The organism is Paucibacter sp. DJ2R-2 (genome assembly GCF_025717675.1).
Classification (GTDB): domain Bacteria; phylum Pseudomonadota; class Gammaproteobacteria; order Burkholderiales; family Burkholderiaceae_C; genus Paucibacter_A.
Genome location: NZ_JAJIRT010000004.1, coordinates 150,691 through 169,622 on the forward strand (window position 1 = coordinate 150,691; position 18,932 = coordinate 169,622).

The following is an 18,932-nucleotide window of genomic DNA, read 5'->3' on the forward strand; positions in this document are numbered from 1 at the left end:
GCGAGATTCCATCAACCCAGCTTCTTCGCCTTTTCGAACGCTTCGTCGATGGTGCCAACCATGTAGAACGCTTGTTCCGGCAGGTGGTCGCATTCGCCAGCCACGATCATCTTGAAACCGCGGATGGTTTCCTTCAGCGGCACGTACTTACCGGGCGAGCCGGTGAACACTTCGGCCACGTGGAAAGGCTGCGACAGGAAACGCTGGATCTTGCGAGCGCGGGACACGGCAAGCTTGTCTTCAGGAGACAGCTCGTCCATACCCAGAATCGCGATGATGTCGCGCAGTTCCTTGTAGCGCTGCAGCACTTGCTGAACGCCGCGGGCGGTCAGGTAATGCTCTTCGCCGACCACGTTCGGGTCCAGCTGACGCGAGGTCGAGTCCAGCGGGTCCACGGCGGGGTAGATACCCAGCGAAGCGATGTCACGCGACAGCACCACGGTGGAGTCCAAGTGGGCGAAGGTCGTGGCAGGCGACGGGTCGGTCAAGTCATCCGCAGGGACGTAAACGGCCTGGATGGAAGTGATCGAACCGATCTTGGTCGAGGTGATGCGCTCTTGCAGACGACCCATTTCCTCGGCCAGCGTCGGCTGGTAGCCCACGGCGGACGGCATACGGCCCAGCAGCGCGGACACTTCGGTACCGGCCAGGGTGTAGCGGTAGATGTTGTCCACGAAGAACAGCACGTCCTTGCCTTCGTCACGGAAGGACTCGGCGATGGTCAGACCGGTCAGGGCCACGCGCAGACGGTTGCCCGGAGGCTCGTTCATCTGACCGTAGACCATGGCGACCTTGGAGTCTTCGAGCTTCTCGAGGTTCACGACGCCCGAATCGGCCATCTCGTGATAGAAGTCGTTGCCCTCACGGGTACGCTCGCCCACACCAGCGAACACCGACAGACCGCTGTGGGCCTTGGCGATGTTGTTGATGAGTTCCATCATGTTCACGGTCTTGCCCACACCGGCGCCACCGAACAGACCCACCTTGCCGCCCTTGGCGAACGGGCAGATCAAGTCAATCACCTTGATGCCGGTTTCCAGCAGCTCTTGCGAGGGGCTGAGTTCGTCGTAAGCAGGAGCTTGGCGGTGGATCGAAGCGACTTGCGCCTGATCAACCGGGCCACGCTCGTCGATGGGCGAGCCCAGCACGTCCATGATGCGACCCAGGGTGGCCTTGCCGACCGGCACCTGGATGTTTTCGCCGGTGTTGTACACCTGCGAACCGCGGCGCAGACCGTCGGAAGAGCCCAGAGCAATGGTACGCACCACGCCGTCGCCCAGCTGCTGCTGAACTTCCAGCGTCAGGGCGGAGCCCTCCATCTTCAGCGCGTCATAGATCTTCGGCATCTGGTTGCGCGGGAACTCCACGTCCACCACGGCGCCAATGCACTGAACGATCTTGCCAACCGCGTTGGTTTGAGTGTTCGACATATCGATTCCTTCAATCAGTATTCGTTGCGTATGGTTTGGCGAGCAGCGGGATCAACCCACCGCGGCCGCGCCACTGACGATTTCGCTCAGTTCCTTGGTGATGGCGGCCTGGCGGGTCTTGTTGTAGACCAGCTTCAGCTCACCAATCAAGGTGCCGGCGTTGTCGGTTGCGGCCTTCATCGCCACCATGCGTGCCGATTGCTCGGACGCCATGTTTTCCGCCACAGCCTGATAAACCAGCGCTTCGGTGTAACGCACCAAGAGCTCGTCGATCACGGTCGCCGCGTCGGGTTCGTAGATGTAATCCCAGGCGTGCGAAGACTTGTCGGTGTTCGCGCTCTGCATACCTTCGGAGCTCAGGGGCAGCAGCTGCTGCACCACCGGCTCCTGCTTCATCGTGTTGATGAAGCGGGTGTAGCAGAGGTAGACGGCCGAGAGCTTGCCTTCCGCGTACGCGTCCAGCAAAACCTTGACCGGGCCGATGATCTTCTCGATATGCGGCTGGTCACCCATCTGCGTGACATGCGAGACCACCTTGGCGCCGATGCGGTTCATGAAGCCCAAGCCCTTGTTGCCGATGGCAACGACTTCAGCTTTTTGACCGCCCGCTTCCAAGTCTTTCAACTTGGCCGTGGCTGCGCGCAAGAGATTGGTGTTCAGACCACCGCACAGACCCTTGTCCGTCGTGACCACCACGAAACCGACCTGCTTGGCCGCATCGTTGGCAACCATGAAGGGGTGCTGGTACTCGGGGTTGGCCTTGGCGAGGTTGGCGGCGATATTGCCGATCTTCTCGCTGTAAGGACGGGCCGAGCGCATCCGTTCCTGCGCCTTGCGCATTTTGGATGCAGCGACCATTTCCATGGCCTTGGTGATCTTCTTGGTGTTCTCGACCGACTTGATCTTGCCGCGAATTTCCTTGCTTGATGCCATGATTTCTCCTGTTCAGATGGGGCGGTTCAGCGCTTGGTGCTTGTTCCGCCCCGTCATGGGCATTAAGCGAAAGACTTCTTGAACGTGGTGATCGCAGCGTTCAGCTCGGCTTCCGCATCCTTGTCCATGGCCTTGTCGGCTTCCAGCTTGGCCAGCAGAGCGGCGTGGCTGGTCTTCAGGAACTGGTGCAGGCCGTGCTCGAAAGCCAGAACCTTCTTCACGTCCAGGCTGTCCATGAAACCCTTGTTGACCGCGTACAGCGTCGAAGCCATCAAGCTGATGGGCAGCGGCGAGTACTGAGCCTGCTTCAGCAGTTCGGTCACGCGGGCACCGCGGTCCAACTGCTTGCGGGTGGACTCGTCCAGGTCGGAAGCGAACTGCGCGAAGGCAGCCAGTTCACGGTACTGGGCCAAGTCGGTACGGATACCACCGGACAGGTTCTTGATCAGCTTGGTCTGAGCAGCACCACCGACGCGCGACACCGAGATACCGGCGTTGATGGCGGGGCGGATACCGGCGTTGAACAGGCTGGTTTCCAAGAAGATCTGACCGTCGGTGATCGAGATCACGTTGGTCGGCACGAAGGCGGACACGTCACCGGCTTGGGTTTCGATGATGGGAAGCGCGGTCAGCGAACCGGTCTTGCCCTTCACTTCACCCTTGGTGAACGCTTCGACATAGTCGGCGTTCACGCGAGCGGCACGCTCCAGCAGACGGCTGTGGAGATAGAACACGTCGCCAGGGTAGGCTTCGCGGCCCGGCGGGCGACGCAGCAGCAGCGAAACTTGACGGTAAGCCACAGCCTGCTTGGACAGATCGTCATAGATGATCAGCGCGTCTTGACCGCGGTCGCGGAAGTACTCGCCCATCGTGCAGCCCGAGTAGGCCGAGACGTACTGCATGGCAGCCGACTCAGAGGCCGAAGCGGCCACGACGATGGTGTACTCCATCGCGCCGTTGGCTTCCAGAGCGCGCACCACGTTCTTGATCGACGAAGCCTTCTGGCCGATCGCAACGTAGATGCAGGTCATCTTCTGACCCTTCTGGCTGATGATGGCGTCGATGGCCACAGCGGTCTTGCCGGTCTGGCGGTCACCGATGATCAGCTCACGCTGGCCACGGCCGACGGGCACCATGGAGTCGATGGACTTCAGGCCGGTTTGCATCGGCTGGTCCACAGACTTACGGGCGATCACGCCGGGAGCGACCTTTTCGATCACGTCGGTCAGCTTGGCGTTGATCGGGCCCTTGCCATCGATCGGCTCGCCCAGGGCATTGACCACACGGCCGATCAGCTCGGGGCCGACGGGCACTTCCAGAATGCGACCCGTGCACTTGACGGTGTTGCCTTCGGAGATGTGCTCGTAAGCACCCAGAATCACGGCGCCGACGGAGTCGCGCTCGAGGTTCAGGGCCAGACCGTAGGTCGGCTTGCCATCGGCACCGGCCGGGAACTCCAGCATTTCGCCTTGCATCACGTCGGACAGACCGTGGATGCGGCAGATGCCGTCGGACACGGACACGACGGTGCCCTGGTTGCGGACGTCCGTCGATGCACCCAGACCCTCGATACGGGACTTGATGACTTCGGAAATTTCAGCAGGATTCAAATTCATTGCTATGGCTCCCATCTGGACTAACGTCTGTTGCCAGAGCGGTAGACACAGGGATGAACGAAAGGGGGTGGCGTCGCGCTCAATCGCCTTGATCAGGCGGTGAGCGCCACTTTCATGCGCTCCAGGCGGGACTTGACCGAGGTGTCGAGCACCTCATCGCCAACCACCACCCGGATGCCGCCAATCAATGCCGGCTCCAGCGTGACATGGGCTTGCAGCTTGCGAGCGAAACGCTTCTCCAACGCCGCCACGACCTCGGCCAACTGGGCCGGCTCGATCGGGTAGGCGCTGAAAATGGTCGCATCGGCCACGCCTTGAGCGGCATTGGCCAGCGCATGGAACTGCGCTGCCACCGCGGGCAAGGCTGCCAGGCGACCATTGGCGATCACTTCACGCAGAAAACTCTGCATGCCTTCGGCCAAGGGCTGAGCAGCGGCCGCCGTCATGATGGCAAGCACTTGCTCAGGCTGGGCCTTGGGGCTATCGGCAAACTGGCGCAGCTCGGCGTCTTGCGCCACCAGAGCCAGCGCAGAAATCTGCTGGCCCCAGGCCTTGACGTCAGCCTTCAGCGCGACTTGGTAGAGCGCTTCAGCGTAAGGACGGGCAATGGTTGCGAGCTCAGCCATGATTACAGCTCCGTCTTCAGACGGCCCAGCAACTCGGCGTGCACGCTGGCATTGACCTCGCGCTGCAGAATCTGCTCGGCACCCTTGACGGCCAGTGCGGCGACCTGCTCGCGCAGGGCCTCACGGGCACGCATGGCTTGCTGCTCGGCTTCAGCCTTGGCAGCGGCCACGATCTTGGCGCCTTCTTCTTCTGCACGCGTCTTGGCGGCGTCCACGATGGCGGCGGCACGCTTTTCAGCGTCGGCCAGCTGCTTGGTGGTTTCACCGCGCGCTTGGGCCAGTTGCTCGTCGACCTTCTTGTTGGCCGTGGCCAACTCGGACTTGGCCAGGTCAGCCGCCTTCAGACCGTCAGCGATCTTCTGGGCGCGCTCGTCCAGGGCCTTCATGACCGGAGGCCAGATGAAGCGCATGGTGAACCAGACAAGGATCGCAAAGACGATCGCCTGCAGGAACAGGGTTGCGTTGATATTCACAGCACGATCCTTTCAACCGTGAAAGGTTGGCCGTTCAATTAGATGGCGAAGGGCTTGGCGAATGCGAACAGCAGAGCGATAGCCACGCCGATCAGGAAAGCAGCGTCGATCAGACCAGCCAAGATGAACATCTTGGTTTGCAGTTCGTTCATCAGCTCAGGCTGGCGAGCCGAGGATTCCAGGAACTTGCCACCCATCAGAGCGATACCGATCGAAGCGCCCAGAGCGCCCAGACCAACGATGAGACCGCAAGCCAGCGCGACGAGACCGAGGATGTTTTCCATGATTAGCTCCAGAAGGGAAAGTAAAGAAAAAAGGAAAGGGACAAACGAACTTACAAACTTACAAACTCAACAGCAGGACAGCTGCAGCGATCAATGTTGATCGTGCGCCTGGCCGGTGTAGATCAAGGTCAGCATCATGAAGATGAAGGCCTGCAGGGTGATGATCAGGATGTGGAACAAGGTCCACACCGTGCCCGCCACCAAATGGCCCAGACCCAGCCAGAAGCCACCCGACAGGGGGTTCAACTCCCAGGCCCAGACGCCACCCATCAGCGCGATCAGCATGAACACCAGCTCACCCGCAAACATATTGCCGAACAACCGCATGCCGTGAGACACGGTCTTGGCCGCGAACTCGATCATCTGCATCAGGAAGTTGATCGGGTACAGGAACCACTTGTCGCCGAAAGGCGCTGCCAGCAGCTCATGCGTCCAGCCGCCGATGCCCTTGATCTTGATGCTGTAGAAGAAGCACATGATCAGGACGCTGGTCGACAGACCCAGCGTGGTGGACAGGTCGGCGGTCGGCACCACACGCATATAGGCGTGGTGGGCGTCATGGCCCATGGCGGCATAGGCATGCGTCCAAGCGGACGGCAGCAGATCGACCGGCAGCATGTCCATGAAGTTCATCAGGAAGATCCAGACAAACACGGTCAGCGCCAGAGGCGAGATCACCTTGCGGCTGGCGGCGTTGTGGATCACGCCCTTGGCCTGGTTCTCGACCATTTCAGCCAGGATTTCCACGGCAGCCTGGAAGCGGCCCGGCACACCCGAAGTGGCCTTGCGCGCAGCGCGCCACAGGAAGAAGCAACCGATCACGCCCAGCAACACCGAATAAATCAGTGAGTCGAGGTTGAACAGGCTGAAATCCACAATGCTGGTCTGCTTGACCGCTTCACCGGCAAAGTTCACTTGCATGTGCTGCAAGTGATGCTGGATGTATTCGCCCGCGTTCGGCGCGTGTCCTTCGGCTGCCATTGTCAGTTTCCGTCCCGCTTGGCGTGGCTTGCGGCCACGCGATTTTTGCTGAAACGACCCTGCAGAAGCAGGGCCACCCAATTAACTTTCAAACACCCGATCAGCCCAACCAGCAGTGCTGGCCAGTACAGCCCGGGCATCCATTTCGCAGCCGCGGCCAACATCGCCACGGCCAACATGATCTTGATCAGCTCCCAGAACATAAAGCCCAGCACCGCAGCGCCAGGAATCCCTCTGAAGAGCCCGGTCATACCCCATGCCATCAAGGCATTGGGCAGAACCACCGCCGCCACCCCACACAGGGCCGACCGCGCTTTTTCAAACCCACCCAGCACGCCGTCGCCGGCCAACCAGGCTCCCAACCACCACAGCACAATGATCAAACCACCGGCCACGGCCTGCGCCCCCACCACCCGCCAGGGTGACAAAGGCGGATGACGCGCCACCAAGGCTTGCGCTTCCTCCCGCGTGAGCGTCTTGAAAGCTGCCTCGTCGACCCCATCCTCTTCAGCATCACCGCGGCCGTCATCATCCCAATCGGCCGGACGGAACTTTCGCTCTGTCGTTGGCTTGGACTGCCCCACTGGCGCACTTGCGGGCTTGGCAAGCTTTGAACCCCTGGAATCGCTCCGGTGTTCGCCCTCAAATTCGCTCATGACTGGATGACGGCTGTCGGCAAAACCCAAAGATTATATGTGGAAACCCGTAGCCCTGGAAAGCCGGACTGTCGGGAGCACCCTCCAGACCTTCTTGCGTGGCCGGGCCATGGCTGCGCGCGCATGATCCGACTGGTCCATGACTTTTGCCTGACAGCCCGGGCTCCCGCCGGGGCAATCGACGCGAAATTGCTAGGCCCGGAGCCGATGCGGAGGCAGGCCCGGCACGGCCACACGCAGCTGCAACACACAGCCGGCCCAGGGCTGGGCGGCCAACTCTTCGGCCGGGCGCTTCTCGCGCGCCGTCGTCAGATAGAGCGTGCGCAGATCGGCCCCACCAAAGGTAGGCATGGTCGGGCAGCGCACCGGCAGCTTGACTTCCATCAAGAGCTGACCCTCGGGCGAAAGCCGCAGCAGACGCTGGCCCTCGAACATGGCGACCCAGTAGCAGCCCTCGGCATCGACCGCCGCTCCATCGGGGCGGCCGCCATAGGTATCTAGAGCCTGGCCGGCGGCACGCGGCTCGAAGCGAGCGAACAACTCGCGCTCACCCAAGTGGCCGGTGTCCGCACTGAATGGGAAACGATAGATTTCGTGCGCCTTGGTGTCGGACCAATAGAGCTGGGTCTGATCCGGGCTCCAGGCCAGACCATTGGAGGTGGTGATGCCAGCGGCCGCCTGACTGAAGCGACCTGACTCATAACGATACAGGGCAGCGTCAGGCGCGCGCGCGTCGTCGATGCTGCCAATCCAGAAGCGGCCCAACACATCCGGCTTGCCGTCATTGAAGCGCTGGCGCTCCGGCGCATAGGGAGGCGGAGCCAGCAAACTGCTGTCGCCACTGGCCAGGTCTAGGCGGAACAGACCTTGGCGCTGCGCCACCGCCAGACCGCCGCCCTCGATCAAGGCGATGCAACCAGGCTCGCTCGCGACCGCCCAGCGGCGCAGCTCGCCGTTTGAGGGGTCGAGACGCAGGATCTGGCGCTCGGCAATGTCCACGTAGTAAAGCGCCTGCTCCTCAACGCACCAGAGCGGTGACTCGCCCAGGGTGGCTGCAGCCGGACCGGCCGGTGTGACAAGGTACAAAGGGGCGGACTCGGAACTCATACAGGCCTGACGCAAGCGCAAAAGCGACATGCTACGGCCGTAACCCGATGAAACTGGGCAGGCCGGCGCTCAGTCCAGCTCGACGCGCAAATAGTGGGCGCCGGGAATGGGATTGAAGTAGTAGGGCGGCACCGCCGCAAAACCCAGGCTCTCGTACAAGCCGCGTGCCGCTTCCATATCGTCCAGCGTATCCAGCAACATGGATGAATAGCCGGCCTGGGAAGCCCGGTCGATCAGGCCCTGGGCCAGCAGACGTCCCAGCCCGAAACGGCGGAAGGCGGGGCGGACGAACAGGCGCTTCATCTCGCAGGCATTGGGATAGTCGACATCGGGCAGATTGCGAAAGCCTCCGCAGCCGGCCACCGCACCGTCCACCAAAGCCAGCAAGAGCAGACCTCCTGGCGCGGCGTACTGGCCGGGCAAGACGGCCAGCTCGGCCTCGAAGTCCTGGAAACAAAGATCCACCTGAAGGCTGGCGGCATAGTCACGCAGGATGTCGCGTGCCGCCGACCAGCTCGGGCCGTCGTCAGGCGTGATCAAGGTGATGTCGGGGCTTTCGTCCATGCAGCGCCGCAGTGTAGTGAATGAATGCTGGCGGGCTCAAACGACCGGGGCAGGCGTCACCAAGAGATAGACGCCGGCGGCGCAGGCCGCCAGCAGGGTCAGGGCAAACAAGCGGCTGGCCCAGGTGTCGCGAGCCGGCGGCACGGCCGCCTGCAAGCGCTTGTCACCCGAAAACATGGGGCCGATCAGATCCTTGCTCCGCCCGAGGCGGTAGTAGGCAATCGCGGCCACATGCAAGGCCACCAGGGCATAGAGGCCCCATTGCCCATAACTCTTGTGATAAGCGGTCCAGGCCAGGCTGATCTCCGAACTCACCTGACTCACCAGCGGGCCGCTGAAGGCGATCTCGTCATCGGCCACCAAGCCGGAAGCCACCTGCAGCAGAAGCCAGGCCAACATGGCCAGCACCGAATACGCACCCAGCGGGTTGTGACCGACCTCGAAATGGTCATCCGCCCGGGGCCGGCCGCGCAGGTAACGCAACAGCGCCGCCGGGCTGTAGAGAAAGCTGCGAAAGCGCGACCAGCGCCCGCCCACCACGCCCCAAAGCAGGCGAAAGCCCAGCAGCGCCAGCACGGCATAGCCCAGGCGCATATGCCAGACCATGGCATTGCCTCCGACCTTGGCACTGAGCACAGACCCCAGGACACAGAGCACCAGCGCCCAGTGAAACAAGCGGGTCGGCAGGTCCCAGATCCGCACCCGCGTCAACAAGCCCTCGGACATGTGCAGCCCTCCATTCAGCTGCGGCAACGATACCCCAGTCGCGCCCCGCCGACAGCTCGGAAAAACTGCCAGGTCTTCCGTACACTCAAGCCGGCCTTTGGCTGTATCGCCTGTTCAATCCACACCGAGGACGCAACGCATCATGACGACCCCGACCAAGCAACACCTGACCCTGGCCCTGCTCTGCCTGAGCGCATGGGCGACCAGCCTGCCGGCCCAGGCGCAATTCCAGAAACCGGAAGACGCCGTCAAGTACCGCAAGGCGGCCTTCACGCTGATGGGCAGCCATTTCGGGCGCATGGGCGCGATGGTGCAAGGGCGCGCGCCCTTTGATGCCGCCGCAGCGGCCAGCAATGCGGACATCGTCGCCAACCTCTCGCGCCTGCCTTTCCACGGCTTTGTCGAAGGCACGGCCAGCAAGGAAAAAGGCGGTGCCAAGGCCGAAATCTGGAGCGAGCGCGCCAAGTTCGACGAAGCCGCCAAGAAGATGCAGGACGAAGTGGCCAAGCTGGCTGCGGCCAAACCCGCGACCGTGGAACAGCTGAAAGCCAGCTTCGGCCCGGCCGCCAGCACCTGCAAGTCCTGCCACGACAGCTTCCGCAACGACTGAGCCCTCGACGCCGCGCCGCCCTGCGGCTGAAGCTCAGGGCTGGCCGTTGGCGCCGTGGTTCCGGAAACCGGCGCGCTGCTCCAGGCGCGCCAAATAGGCACGGGCGGCGGGCACATCCGGCCGCCCCGCATCCTCCAAGGGTGCCACACGCCAGCGCTGCAGCGAAAGACCCAACACCACGTCGGCCAATGTGAATTGCTCGCCACAGACAAAGGCGCCGGTCCGCGCCAACTGCGCATCGAGGATTCGGACATGGCGATGCCAGGCCGCCACGCCCTGGGCCAAAAGCTGCGGGTCTTGATGGGCCGGGCTGTGCCGCACCAGGCTCATGAAGGCGTAGCGCCAGGCGTTGTTGAACTCCCCGGCCTGCCAATCCATCCACTGCTCGACCTGCGCCCGAGCCTGCGGCGCCTGGGGCAGCAAGTCCAGGCGCTGCTCGCGTGCCGCCAAATAGCGGCAGATGCTGTTGCTCTCCCAGAGCACGAAGTCGCCATCGATCAGCACCGGCACCATCGCGTTGGGATTGAGGCGAGTGAATTCGGGCGTGTCGGTCGCGGCAAAGCCCGAACCCCAATCCTCTCGCTCGCAGTCGAGGCCCAACTCCTCCAGGGTCCAGAGGACTTTGCGAACGTTGATGGAGCTGGCTTTGCCCAGTAGTTTGAGTTTCATCGGAGTTTTGGAATGAGCGCCCAGTTGTCCGGGCGGAATCTGGCTCAGGGGAGCGCTGCGTGCACTGTCTGAGCGAAGCCCAGCACGACCCGCCGGGTCGAAGCCGACTTCTTTTCAATCTTGGTGACGGTCAAACCACCAATCTCAGCGGTATTCCCGACATGGGTGCCGCCACAGGGCTGCAGATCGACGCCCTCGATGCGGAGCACGCGCACGCGACCGGTTCCGCGCGGAGGCTGCACGCTCATGCTGCGAACCAGGCTCGGATTGGCGTCCAGCTCTTCGTCCGTGATCCAGCTGTGGCTGACGGCATGGGCCTCGGTCACCAGTCGATTCAGGCCCTCGGTCAGCGCCTCTTTGTCAAACGGCGCATCGGTATGGAAGTCGAGCCGCGCATAGCTCTCGGTGATGGAGCAGCCATCGACCGGATAGGGCAGCAGCGCGCAGAGCAAATGCGTGGCCGTGTGGAAGCGCATCAAGGCATGGCGGCGCGCCCAATTGAGGCGAGCCTGCACCTGCATACCCGGCAGCAAAGCCGCCAGCAGCTCCTCCTGGCCCGGGGCCGGCACGTGGAGAATCTCCCCCTCCGCCCCCGGCTCCTTGCTTTTTCGGGTGTCCGCAATGGCCAGCATCCGGCCATCTGGCAGCAGCAAGTCGCCCGCGTCACCCGCTTGCCCACCGCCCAGCGGGTAGAACACGGTGCGATCGAGCACCACGCCGCGTTCGTCGACGCGCAGCACAAGCGCCTGGCATTCCCGCAATGCCGAGTCCTCGCGGAACAAGGCTTCGGTTCCCTGATTCATCATCCCCAGCACTCCCTCGCGGCTTTGAGCCGCAACCCTCCGCTTACAAGCGGACTTCGCCTGTGATCAGGGGCACGACGTCACCGCCGATCCAGGTTCCCTCCGCATCTCGCTGGACATGGATGCGCCCCGCTCGACCCAACTTGGCTCCTTGCGCGGCGACATAGCGATCGGGCGCCAGGCCCGCTTCGATCAACCACAGGGCCAGGCCGGCATTGAAGCTGCCGGTGACCGGGTCTTCAGGCACGCCGATATCCGGCACGAAGGCGCGCACCTCAAATTGCTGCGGCGAGGCTGCCGGATAGGCACCCACCACGCCGAGCTTCAAACCCTGCATGGCCCCAAAATCGGGCAGCAAGGCCAGCACGGCCTCGGCCGAGCGCAGGCGAGCGGCGATCCAGCCCGGCCCGTTGTCCACCCAAACCACATCCAGCACGGCATCGGCAGGCAGCCTCAAAGAATGCAGGACTTGCGCATGCAGCTCGACCGAGACCGGGCCGGAACGCTTGAGCGGCGGCGCAGCGAAAGCCAGGCGCTCGCGCTTGCGATCGCCGCCACGTTGTATCGTCACCAGGCCGATCTCGCACTCCTGCACCACCCGGCCTTTTTGCTTGGGTACACCGCCGGCGCTCAGCCAGCAATGCGCCGAACCGAGTGTCGGGTGACCGGCAAAGGGCAGCTCACCGCCGGGCGTGAAGATGCGCACCCGGTAATCCGCCTCCGCCCGCGTGGGCGGCAGCAGAAAGGTGGTTTCGCTGAGGTTGGTCCAGCGGGCAAAGCTGGCCATGGCGGCGTCGCTGAGCCCCTCGCCGTCGATGACGACGGCCAGAGCATTGCCCAGCAAGGGCATGGCGGTGAAGACGTCGACTTGAGCGAAGCGGCGCGTCTGCAAGCTCATGGGGTGGGCTGAGCGCCGTTGTCCAGCGCCTCGCGCAAGACCTTGCCCAGGATGGCCACACCTTCTTCGATCTGCGGCGGCGTCAGGGTCACAAAGGACAGACGCAGGGTGCGCGGATCAGGGTTCTGGGCGTAGAAGGCGGCGCCGGGCACGAAAGCGATGCCGGCATCGACCGCCTTGGGCAACAACTCCATGGCATTCATGCCTTCGGGCAGGCGGATCCAGAAAAACATACCGCCCTTGGGGCTTTGCCAGACGCAACCCGGCGGCAGGTGCTTTTCCAGGCCGGCGGCCATGGCATCACGGTTGGCCTTGTAGCGGGCCCGGATCTTGGGCACATGCTCATCGAGGAAGCCGTTCTTGACCACCTCATAGACCACGCGCTGGTTGAAGCCGGGCGTGTGCAGGTCGGCTGCCTGCTTGGCCTGCAGCAGCTTGGGGTAGAGCTCGCTCGGGGCGATGATGAAGCCCAGGCGGAAGCCGGGCGTCAGCACCTTGGAGAAGCTACCCAGGTAGATGGTGCCTTCGGGCCAGAAGGAGGCCAGGGCCGGCAGCGGCGGCTCGTCGAACCAGAGGTCGCCGTAAGGGTTGTCCTCGATCACCGGCACGCCGGCGGCCTTGGCGGCGGCCATCACGGCCTGGCGGCGTTCCAGGCTCATCACCCGGCCGGTGGGGTTCTGGTAGTTGGGCAGCAGGTAGGCGAAGCGGGTGCCGGGCGCGTCATGCGGCAGGCGTGCGAACTCGGCCGGATCCACGCCTTGCTCGTCACTGGCCAAGCTCACGAAGTTGGGCTCGTAGGGCGTGAAGGCCTGCAGGGCACCGAGGTAGGTGGGTGTTTCCACAGCCACCGGCGCGCCAGCATCACAGAGGATCTTGCCGACCAGGTCCAGGCCTTGCTGGGAACCGCTGGTGATCAGCACCTGATCGGGGTTGACGGTCATACCCAAGCTGGCCATGCGGGCCGCCACCCATTCGCGCAGCGGCGCAAAGCCCTCGCTGGCCGCGTACTGCAGGGCTTCCTTGGCGTTGTGGCTGAGCACCTGGTCGCAAGCGGCTTTCAAGGCCTCGACCGGGAAGGTCTCGGCCGAAGGCAGGCCGCCGGCCATGGACAGGATGCCCGGTTTTTCGGTGACCTTGAGGATCTCGCGAATGATGGATGGGTTCATGCGCGCGGCGCGGCGTGCTTGGTTCCAGATGCTGCTCATGCTTCTTGTCTCCTGCTGATTCATTCAAGAAAGGCGATTCGTTCAATTCAAAAATTCTGGCCTGCCCAAGCCGGGCGCGGCGGCCTCACCCGGGCTTTTACCACCGAGCGGGGCCGAGTCGGCGCCGGCCAGCATCCAATCGACCGCCGCGCGTGCCTGCAGCACGGTTGAATCGAAAAAAGGCAGGGGGCTCAGACGCTGCGCCTCGGCGTCAAGCAAGAGCCCGACTTCGGTGCATCCCAGGATCACGCCTTGGGCGCCGCGCGAGGCCATCTCCTCGACACAGGCCAGATAGTGAGCGCGCGATTGCGGCCGCAGCTGGCCCCGGCACAGCTCTTCATAGATCACGCGGTTCACTTCTTCGGCGGCAGTGGCCGGCGGCGTCAGCAATTCCAAGCCGTGCCCGGCCATGCGCTCTTGGTAGAAGGAGTCTGAGGCCATGGTGTAACGGGTCGCCAGAAGGCCGACCCGACGCAAGCCCTGGGCCTGCAGCGCGGCGGCCGTGGCGTCGACGATGTGCAGCAGGGGCAGGCCGGCCTGCGCTTGCACCTCATCAGCCACCTTGTGCATGGTGTTGGTCGCCAGCAGCAGGGCTTGGGCGCCGGCGGCCTTGAGCCCAGCAGCGGCTTCACCCAGCAGGCGGGCGGCCGCAGCCCAGTCACCACGCTGCTGCATCGCTTCGACCTCGGCAAAGTCCACGCTGTGCATCAGCAGACGCGCGCTGTGCAGGCCGCCCATGCGCGCCGCCACTTCGCGGTTGAGCAAAGCATACAGATGCGCGCTCGACTCCCAACTCATGCCACCCAAGATGCCTAGCAATTTCATAGGCCCAGTCTAGCCGCCACAACCAATACAGAACCAATACACTTAGCCATACGTTTTGAGAATCTGTATCGGTATGAGCACCAGCACAGCCCTGTCCCGCAGCGCCAGCCTTTCGCTGGCCCAGCAATTGGCCCTGCGTTTTTCGGAACGCATCCAGCAGCGCCTGCTCCTGCCCGGCGCGCGCCTGCCCTCGGTGCGCGAATGCGCGCGCCACCATGGCGTCAGCCCCTACACCGTGGTGGCCGCCTACGACCAGCTGCTGGCGGCCGGCTTGCTGGAGGCGCGCAAGCAGCGCGGTTTTTTCGTTCGCGATATGCGCGATGCACGGGCCCCCAAGGCCAAGGCGGCCCCGGTCCAGGCCGTGCAAGCGCCGCCGACGCCGATCGACGCCAGCGCGCTGATCCGCGGCATGTTCCAGGCCGATGCGCGACACGCCCCCGGCCTGGGCACCTTGCCCGGCGAATGGCTGGACCTGCCGATGTTGCAAAGCGCCATGCGCCGCGTCGTCAGCCAGAGCGAGGAGCCGGACCAGTTGGCCTTGCAGTACGGCGAACCGGGCGGCGACCCGCGCCTGCGCAGCGCCCTGAGCCGGCGCCTGGAAGACATCGGCGTCCATGCAGCACCGGAGCAGATCATCAGCACCGTGGGCGCCACCCATGCGCTGGACCTGATCACCCGTTGCCTGCTGACACCGGGCGACGCGGTGCTGGTGGACGACCCGGGCTGGGCGATCGAGTACGCCCGTCTGTCCCAGGCCGGCATGCGCCTGCTGCCGGTGCCGCGCGGGCCACAGGGGCCGGACCTGGAGGTGATGGCCCGCCTGATCGCCGAGCACCGGCCGCGCATGTATGTGACCGTTTCGGTGCTGCACAACCCCACGGGCAACAGCCTCTCGCTGGCCAGCGCTCACCAGATCCTCAAGCTGGTCGAGGCGGCCGATATGTTGGTGGTCGAGGACGACACCTACGCCTTCCTGGCGCCCAACCATGCAGCACGGCTCTCGGCCCTGGACGGGCTCAAGCGCACGATTTATGTCTCGGGTTTTTCCAAGATCCTGACTCCGGCCTGGCGGGTCGGCTTTGTCGCCGCCAGCGCCCAGGTCGTGCACCAGCTGACCGAGCTCAAACTGCTCTCCACCCTGACCACCAGCCCGATGATGGACCGCGCCGTGGCCATCTGCCTGGAGCAAGGGCAGTTGCGTCGCCATGCCGAGCGGGTGATCTCGCGCCTGGATGCTGCGCGGCAACGCGTCGTGCACCTGGCCGAAGAGGCGGGCTGCCAATTCGTGACGCCGCCGCAAGGCCTGTTCGGTTGGCTGGAGGTAGGCGTGGACACCGAACGCCTGGCCCAGCGCATGCTGGACGCCGGCTGGCTGATCGCGCCGGGATTGCTGTTCAGCCCGACGCGCCGTGCCGGCACCCTGATGCGCATCAACTTCGCCACCTCGCAGGACGCACGCTTCTGGCGCCTGCTGCAAGAACTGCGCTGAGCCCTCGGCCTGCCTCAGGGCAGGCGGCGGAATTCCAGAGGCAGATCGCTGCGGTTCAGACGCACCCAATGGGCGGGCGAGGTCATCACCTGTGTGCAGATCTGACCATCGGTCGGCGTGGTGGCGCGGTACTCCAGCCTTAGGCGCGTCACCTCAGACCGCAAACCTTGCACCTCGACGCCATGGCAGCCGGTTGTCCCGGACAGACCGAGAAACACGGCGGCGACCATTTCCTTGTCGAAGTCGACCGCCGGCGCCGCGCTGGCATCGCCGCGATGCTCGGCCCACAAGCTCTGGAAAGCCTTGCGATCGCGAATCAGGACCTCTCGCGCAGTCACGACGCGCGAATGGGCTTGCTGCTCGAGTGAGAGGAAGTCGGCAACTTGGATCGCCACGCGAGCGGTCAGCGCCGGGAAATCATCTCTTTGCGCCTGCACATGAAAGACGCCCACGCGCCCCGGCGCTTGATAGCGACCACTGAAGGCATCGACCTTCCCGCCCTCGGGCTCCAAGACCTTCCAGCTGACCGGCTGACGGATGTAGCGCACATTGGGCGGGTAGTTGATGTCCGCCATCAATTGGCGACTGGCGCCGGTCAGCAGCTTGGCGTCATCGAGCTGAATACTCAGGCGCGGGACAAACGGCGCGGTCGGGTCATCCGGCTTGCCTGCCGCCAGCAAGGCCAGCAGCTCCGCCTGTCCTTGCTTGCTGAGCCGGCTACCCAGCTGGTCGAGAAGTTGGTCTTGCGCATCGCCCTGCTCGGGCGCGGTCGGCGTGGCCGCCTTCAAAGGTGTGGCCAACAGGTCCGCCAGAGGGCTGAGGTCAACGGTGCTGGCCAGCGCGCTGACCACATCGGCCTGCGCCGCCTTGATGCGGTCGACGCTCAAGCTTTGCGCCGTGCTGCGGTCAAACTGCTGGAAGAACTGCTCGGCGGGCGCCCGCGCCAGCCGCACCAGCACCATCTCCGTCAGCGGGGTCAAGTTGCTCAGCGGCGCAGCGCTGCCTGCCAGCGCCAATGAATGCAGCTTCAAGCCCTGAGCTTCAGCGTGCAGCTGCAAGACACAGGGCAGACGGCCGTTCTCGATCTTCACAAGATAGCTGCCGTCGGCCGCGGTGGTCGCCGTGCCCGTGCCCTGCTCGCACCGCGCCTGCACCTTGGCGGCCGGCAAAGCCAGGCCGACGGCTGCCGTGCCACTGAGCTGCAAGACCGGAGGCGCCTGCGTAGCCGGGGGCTCAGCCCCACCGCAGGCGGCCAGACTCACCGCCGCCACGGCCACAGCCACAGCCGGCACCAGCAAGACCGCCGAAGTCAGCCGAGCCAAAGGCCAAGCGCTGTAATGGCTGCTCTCCATGATCCTCATCCCTTTGGTGTTCGCGGCAGATTGCCTGCGTGGAATAATATCCCACGCATTTTTCAAACGTCAATCGCTGAATGAGGGCAAGCGCACCCTGATTGAAGCGAGCAATGCGGAAATCGCACACAAGAAACAAAGTGCTGCGCGCGCGCCGACATGCAGCAGCCTCAAACGGGGGCTACCATTGCGATCCGCTGCCTGTATCAGCTCGGGCAGCACCGAGACTGACCGCCCTTGCTTTGCTCATGAGTGCCCCCGCGAACGCTGAACTCCGCTTCCTTGTCGTCGATGCCCTGGCCGGCGTGCAAACCTTTGCACGCCAATTGCTGGAGGGCTTCGGCTTTCCGGCTCACAGCATCCGCTGTGCCAGCGACACCGACTCGGCCCTGGCCTTGGGTCTGGAATTCAAACCCGACTTCCTGATCACGGACTGGTTTGCCAAGGCGGGCATGAATGGCATCGCCCTCTATCAACGCCTGAAGACCGCCAACCCGGGCTGCCGCCTGGCCTTGCTCAGCTTCGAGGTGACGCCCGCCCATGAAGCCGAAGCCCATGCCGCCGGTTCTCGCTTCCTCTTGCGCAAGCCCTTCACGGCCGACGACCTCAAGACCACCATGCAACGCTCGCTGGAGCTGCTGGCCACGGAGCGCCCCGAGTTGGCGCAACGCCTGAATGCCGTCATCAAGGCCCAGCAGGGCCCGGGCAAGCTGCCGGTCAAACTGGCCTTGCCGCCCTTGCCTCCCCAGCTGCGGGCCGGCGACCGGGTCCAGTACGGTAGCTCGACCGACACCGTGCAGTTCGTGGTGGTACGCAGCGGCGAGTTGGTGGTGCAACTCAAGGGCAAGCCCGAGCTGATCCCCGCACACAAATTGCAGCGCCTGTGAGCCACCACGATCTGGCCCAAGATCTGGCCTCCCAACTGGCGCGCGCTTGGCGCGGTGAGGGCCTGCTGGACGCCCAGGCATGGCCCGCCGAGGCGCCCGATTCGCTCTGTGCCGACCGGGCCCTGGCCGCCTTGGCTGAGCAACTGAACTGGCAGCCTGCTACGGCACCGCAATTCTGGAAAAGCGGTGGCCCCTCACGCCAGGCCGACTTGAGCCATGCGCCACTGGCGCCATTCGGCGTGCGCATAGCACCGGCCGACTTCAGCGACCTTCGCCTGCAGCGTCCCGGTGTCGAGGCCGAAATTGCCCTGCGTCTGGGCCAAAGCGTCGATGCCGAATCGCTGGCCCGAATGAAACCTCAGGCCGCCGCCGAGCTGGTCGATGGTGTCTGCGTGGCCGCCGAATTGGTCAGCTCGCGCTGGCAGCAGGGCCAGGCCGCGCCGGCCTGGTTGCGTCACGCCGATGCCTTGTCCCATGGGGCGCTAGCCCTGGGCGAATGGCATTCACGCCAGAGCTGCGCGGCCATCGATTGGTCGCAACAGACCTGCAGTATTCAGCGCAATGGCGAACCGCCTCGGAGTGCACGCGGCAGCCACTCACTCGGAGACCCTTTTTGGGGGCTGCTGGGCTGGCTGCGCCACGCCACCCGCGAGGGCCGCAGCCTGGCAGCCGGTTCTGTGGTGACGACCGGTGCCTGGCTGGTGCTCAGCGATCTGGTGGCTGGCGACCAGATCTGCGTGGGTTTCGATGGCCTCGGAGAGCTCAAGCTGTGCGTCTGAGCCGCTAGCGCGGGAGCGT

The 18,932-nt window shown here is 64.2% G+C and carries 21 protein-coding genes; 4 read left to right on the plus strand and 17 right to left on the minus strand.

What is annotated here, in order from left to right:
• Positions 1-11: 11 nt before the first annotated feature.
• From atpD to LNV28_RS12105, 11 genes are all read right to left on the minus strand, one after another.
• Positions 12-1,436: a F0F1 ATP synthase subunit beta gene (gene atpD / locus LNV28_RS12055; RefSeq protein ID WP_263518134.1), complete on the minus strand. Its 1,425-nt coding sequence runs from the start codon at positions 1,434-1,436 to the stop codon at positions 12-14.
• Between the two features lie 45 nt (positions 1,437-1,481).
• On the minus strand, positions 1,482-2,363 hold the full coding sequence (gene atpG / locus LNV28_RS12060; RefSeq protein ID WP_263517793.1) for a F0F1 ATP synthase subunit gamma: 882 nt from the start codon (positions 2,361-2,363) through the stop codon (positions 1,482-1,484).
• Between the two features lie 62 nt (positions 2,364-2,425).
• On the minus strand, positions 2,426-3,979 hold the full coding sequence (atpA, locus tag LNV28_RS12065) for a F0F1 ATP synthase subunit alpha (protein ID WP_263517794.1): 1,554 nt from the start codon (positions 3,977-3,979) through the stop codon (positions 2,426-2,428).
• A 92-nt stretch (positions 3,980-4,071) separates the two neighbouring features.
• Entirely contained in the window at positions 4,072-4,605 is a 534-nt protein-coding gene (locus LNV28_RS12070) for a F0F1 ATP synthase subunit delta (protein ID WP_263517795.1), read from the minus strand.
• A gap of 2 nt (positions 4,606-4,607) precedes the next feature.
• Complete coding sequence (locus LNV28_RS12075) at positions 4,608-5,078, minus strand: F0F1 ATP synthase subunit B (RefSeq protein ID WP_263517796.1); 471 nt, start codon at positions 5,076-5,078, stop codon at positions 4,608-4,610.
• Between the two features lie 38 nt (positions 5,079-5,116).
• Positions 5,117-5,362 (minus strand): F0F1 ATP synthase subunit C, encoded by a 246-nt coding sequence (gene atpE, locus LNV28_RS12080; RefSeq protein WP_058721792.1) that lies wholly within the window; start codon positions 5,360-5,362, stop codon positions 5,117-5,119.
• 90 nt (positions 5,363-5,452) lie between these two features.
• Positions 5,453-6,343 carry a F0F1 ATP synthase subunit A gene (atpB, locus tag LNV28_RS12085; protein ID WP_263517797.1) on the minus strand — a complete coding sequence of 297 codons (891 nt, stop codon included), beginning with the start codon at positions 6,341-6,343 and terminating at the stop codon, positions 5,453-5,455.
• Between the two features lie 2 nt (positions 6,344-6,345).
• On the minus strand, positions 6,346-6,999 hold the full coding sequence (locus tag LNV28_RS12090) for an ATP synthase subunit I (protein ID WP_263517798.1): 654 nt from the start codon (positions 6,997-6,999) through the stop codon (positions 6,346-6,348).
• 192 nt (positions 7,000-7,191) lie between these two features.
• Complete coding sequence (locus LNV28_RS12095) at positions 7,192-8,106, minus strand: SMP-30/gluconolactonase/LRE family protein (protein ID WP_263517799.1); 915 nt, start codon at positions 8,104-8,106, stop codon at positions 7,192-7,194.
• Positions 8,107-8,175: 69 nt separating this feature from the next.
• On the minus strand, positions 8,176-8,670 hold the full coding sequence (locus LNV28_RS12100; RefSeq protein WP_263517800.1) for a GNAT family N-acetyltransferase: 495 nt from the start codon (positions 8,668-8,670) through the stop codon (positions 8,176-8,178).
• Between the two features lie 36 nt (positions 8,671-8,706).
• Positions 8,707-9,396, minus strand: coding sequence for a cytochrome b/b6 domain-containing protein (locus LNV28_RS12105; RefSeq protein ID WP_263517801.1), 690 nt, complete (start codon positions 9,394-9,396; stop codon positions 8,707-8,709).
• Positions 9,397-9,538: 142 nt separating this feature from the next.
• Here LNV28_RS12105 and LNV28_RS12110 point away from each other — a divergent pair, with 142 nt between their 5' ends.
• Positions 9,539-10,006, plus strand: coding sequence for a c-type cytochrome (locus tag LNV28_RS12110; RefSeq protein ID WP_263517802.1), 468 nt, complete (start codon positions 9,539-9,541; stop codon positions 10,004-10,006).
• A 33-nt stretch (positions 10,007-10,039) separates the two neighbouring features.
• Here the strand turns inward: LNV28_RS12110 and LNV28_RS12115 are convergent, their stop codons facing one another.
• From LNV28_RS12115 to LNV28_RS12135, 5 genes are read right to left on the minus strand one after another with little or no spacing between them, the layout of a single operon-like run.
• A complete protein-coding gene (locus LNV28_RS12115; RefSeq protein WP_263517803.1) occupies positions 10,040-10,675 on the minus strand; it encodes a glutathione S-transferase family protein in 636 nt (211 codons plus the stop codon).
• Between the two features lie 44 nt (positions 10,676-10,719).
• Positions 10,720-11,481, minus strand: coding sequence for an alanyl-tRNA editing protein (locus tag LNV28_RS12120; RefSeq protein WP_263517804.1), 762 nt, complete (start codon positions 11,479-11,481; stop codon positions 10,720-10,722).
• A gap of 40 nt (positions 11,482-11,521) precedes the next feature.
• The gene (locus LNV28_RS12125; protein ID WP_263518136.1) at positions 11,522-12,370 is read right to left on the minus strand and encodes a PhzF family protein; all 849 of its coding nucleotides are present in this window, start codon (positions 12,368-12,370) and stop codon (positions 11,522-11,524) included.
• A 2-nt stretch (positions 12,371-12,372) separates the two neighbouring features.
• Complete coding sequence (locus tag LNV28_RS12130; protein WP_263517805.1) at positions 12,373-13,581, minus strand: aminotransferase-like domain-containing protein; 1,209 nt, start codon at positions 13,579-13,581, stop codon at positions 12,373-12,375.
• 42 nt (positions 13,582-13,623) lie between these two features.
• Positions 13,624-14,406 (minus strand): aspartate/glutamate racemase family protein, encoded by a 783-nt coding sequence (locus tag LNV28_RS12135; RefSeq protein WP_263517806.1) that lies wholly within the window; start codon positions 14,404-14,406, stop codon positions 13,624-13,626.
• A gap of 73 nt (positions 14,407-14,479) precedes the next feature.
• On the opposite strand from LNV28_RS12135, the gene LNV28_RS12140 reads away from it, so the two are divergent.
• A complete protein-coding gene (locus LNV28_RS12140; RefSeq protein ID WP_263517807.1) occupies positions 14,480-15,895 on the plus strand; it encodes an aminotransferase-like domain-containing protein in 1,416 nt (471 codons plus the stop codon).
• Positions 15,896-15,909: 14 nt separating this feature from the next.
• Here the strand turns inward: LNV28_RS12140 and LNV28_RS12145 are convergent, their stop codons facing one another.
• Complete coding sequence (locus LNV28_RS12145) at positions 15,910-17,247, minus strand: protease complex subunit PrcB family protein (RefSeq protein ID WP_263517808.1); 1,338 nt, start codon at positions 17,245-17,247, stop codon at positions 15,910-15,912.
• A gap of 248 nt (positions 17,248-17,495) precedes the next feature.
• Here LNV28_RS12145 and LNV28_RS12150 point away from each other — a divergent pair, with 248 nt between their 5' ends.
• Together LNV28_RS12150 and LNV28_RS12155 are read left to right on the plus strand one after the other, a co-directional pair.
• The gene (locus LNV28_RS12150) at positions 17,496-18,134 is read left to right on the plus strand and encodes a response regulator (protein WP_263517809.1); all 639 of its coding nucleotides are present in this window, start codon (positions 17,496-17,498) and stop codon (positions 18,132-18,134) included.
• On the plus strand, positions 18,131-18,913 hold the full coding sequence (locus LNV28_RS12155) for a fumarylacetoacetate hydrolase family protein (RefSeq protein WP_263517810.1): 783 nt from the start codon (positions 18,131-18,133) through the stop codon (positions 18,911-18,913). The genes LNV28_RS12150 and LNV28_RS12155 overlap by 4 nt, the downstream gene beginning before the upstream one ends.
• The last annotated feature ends 19 nt before the right edge of the window (positions 18,914-18,932 follow it).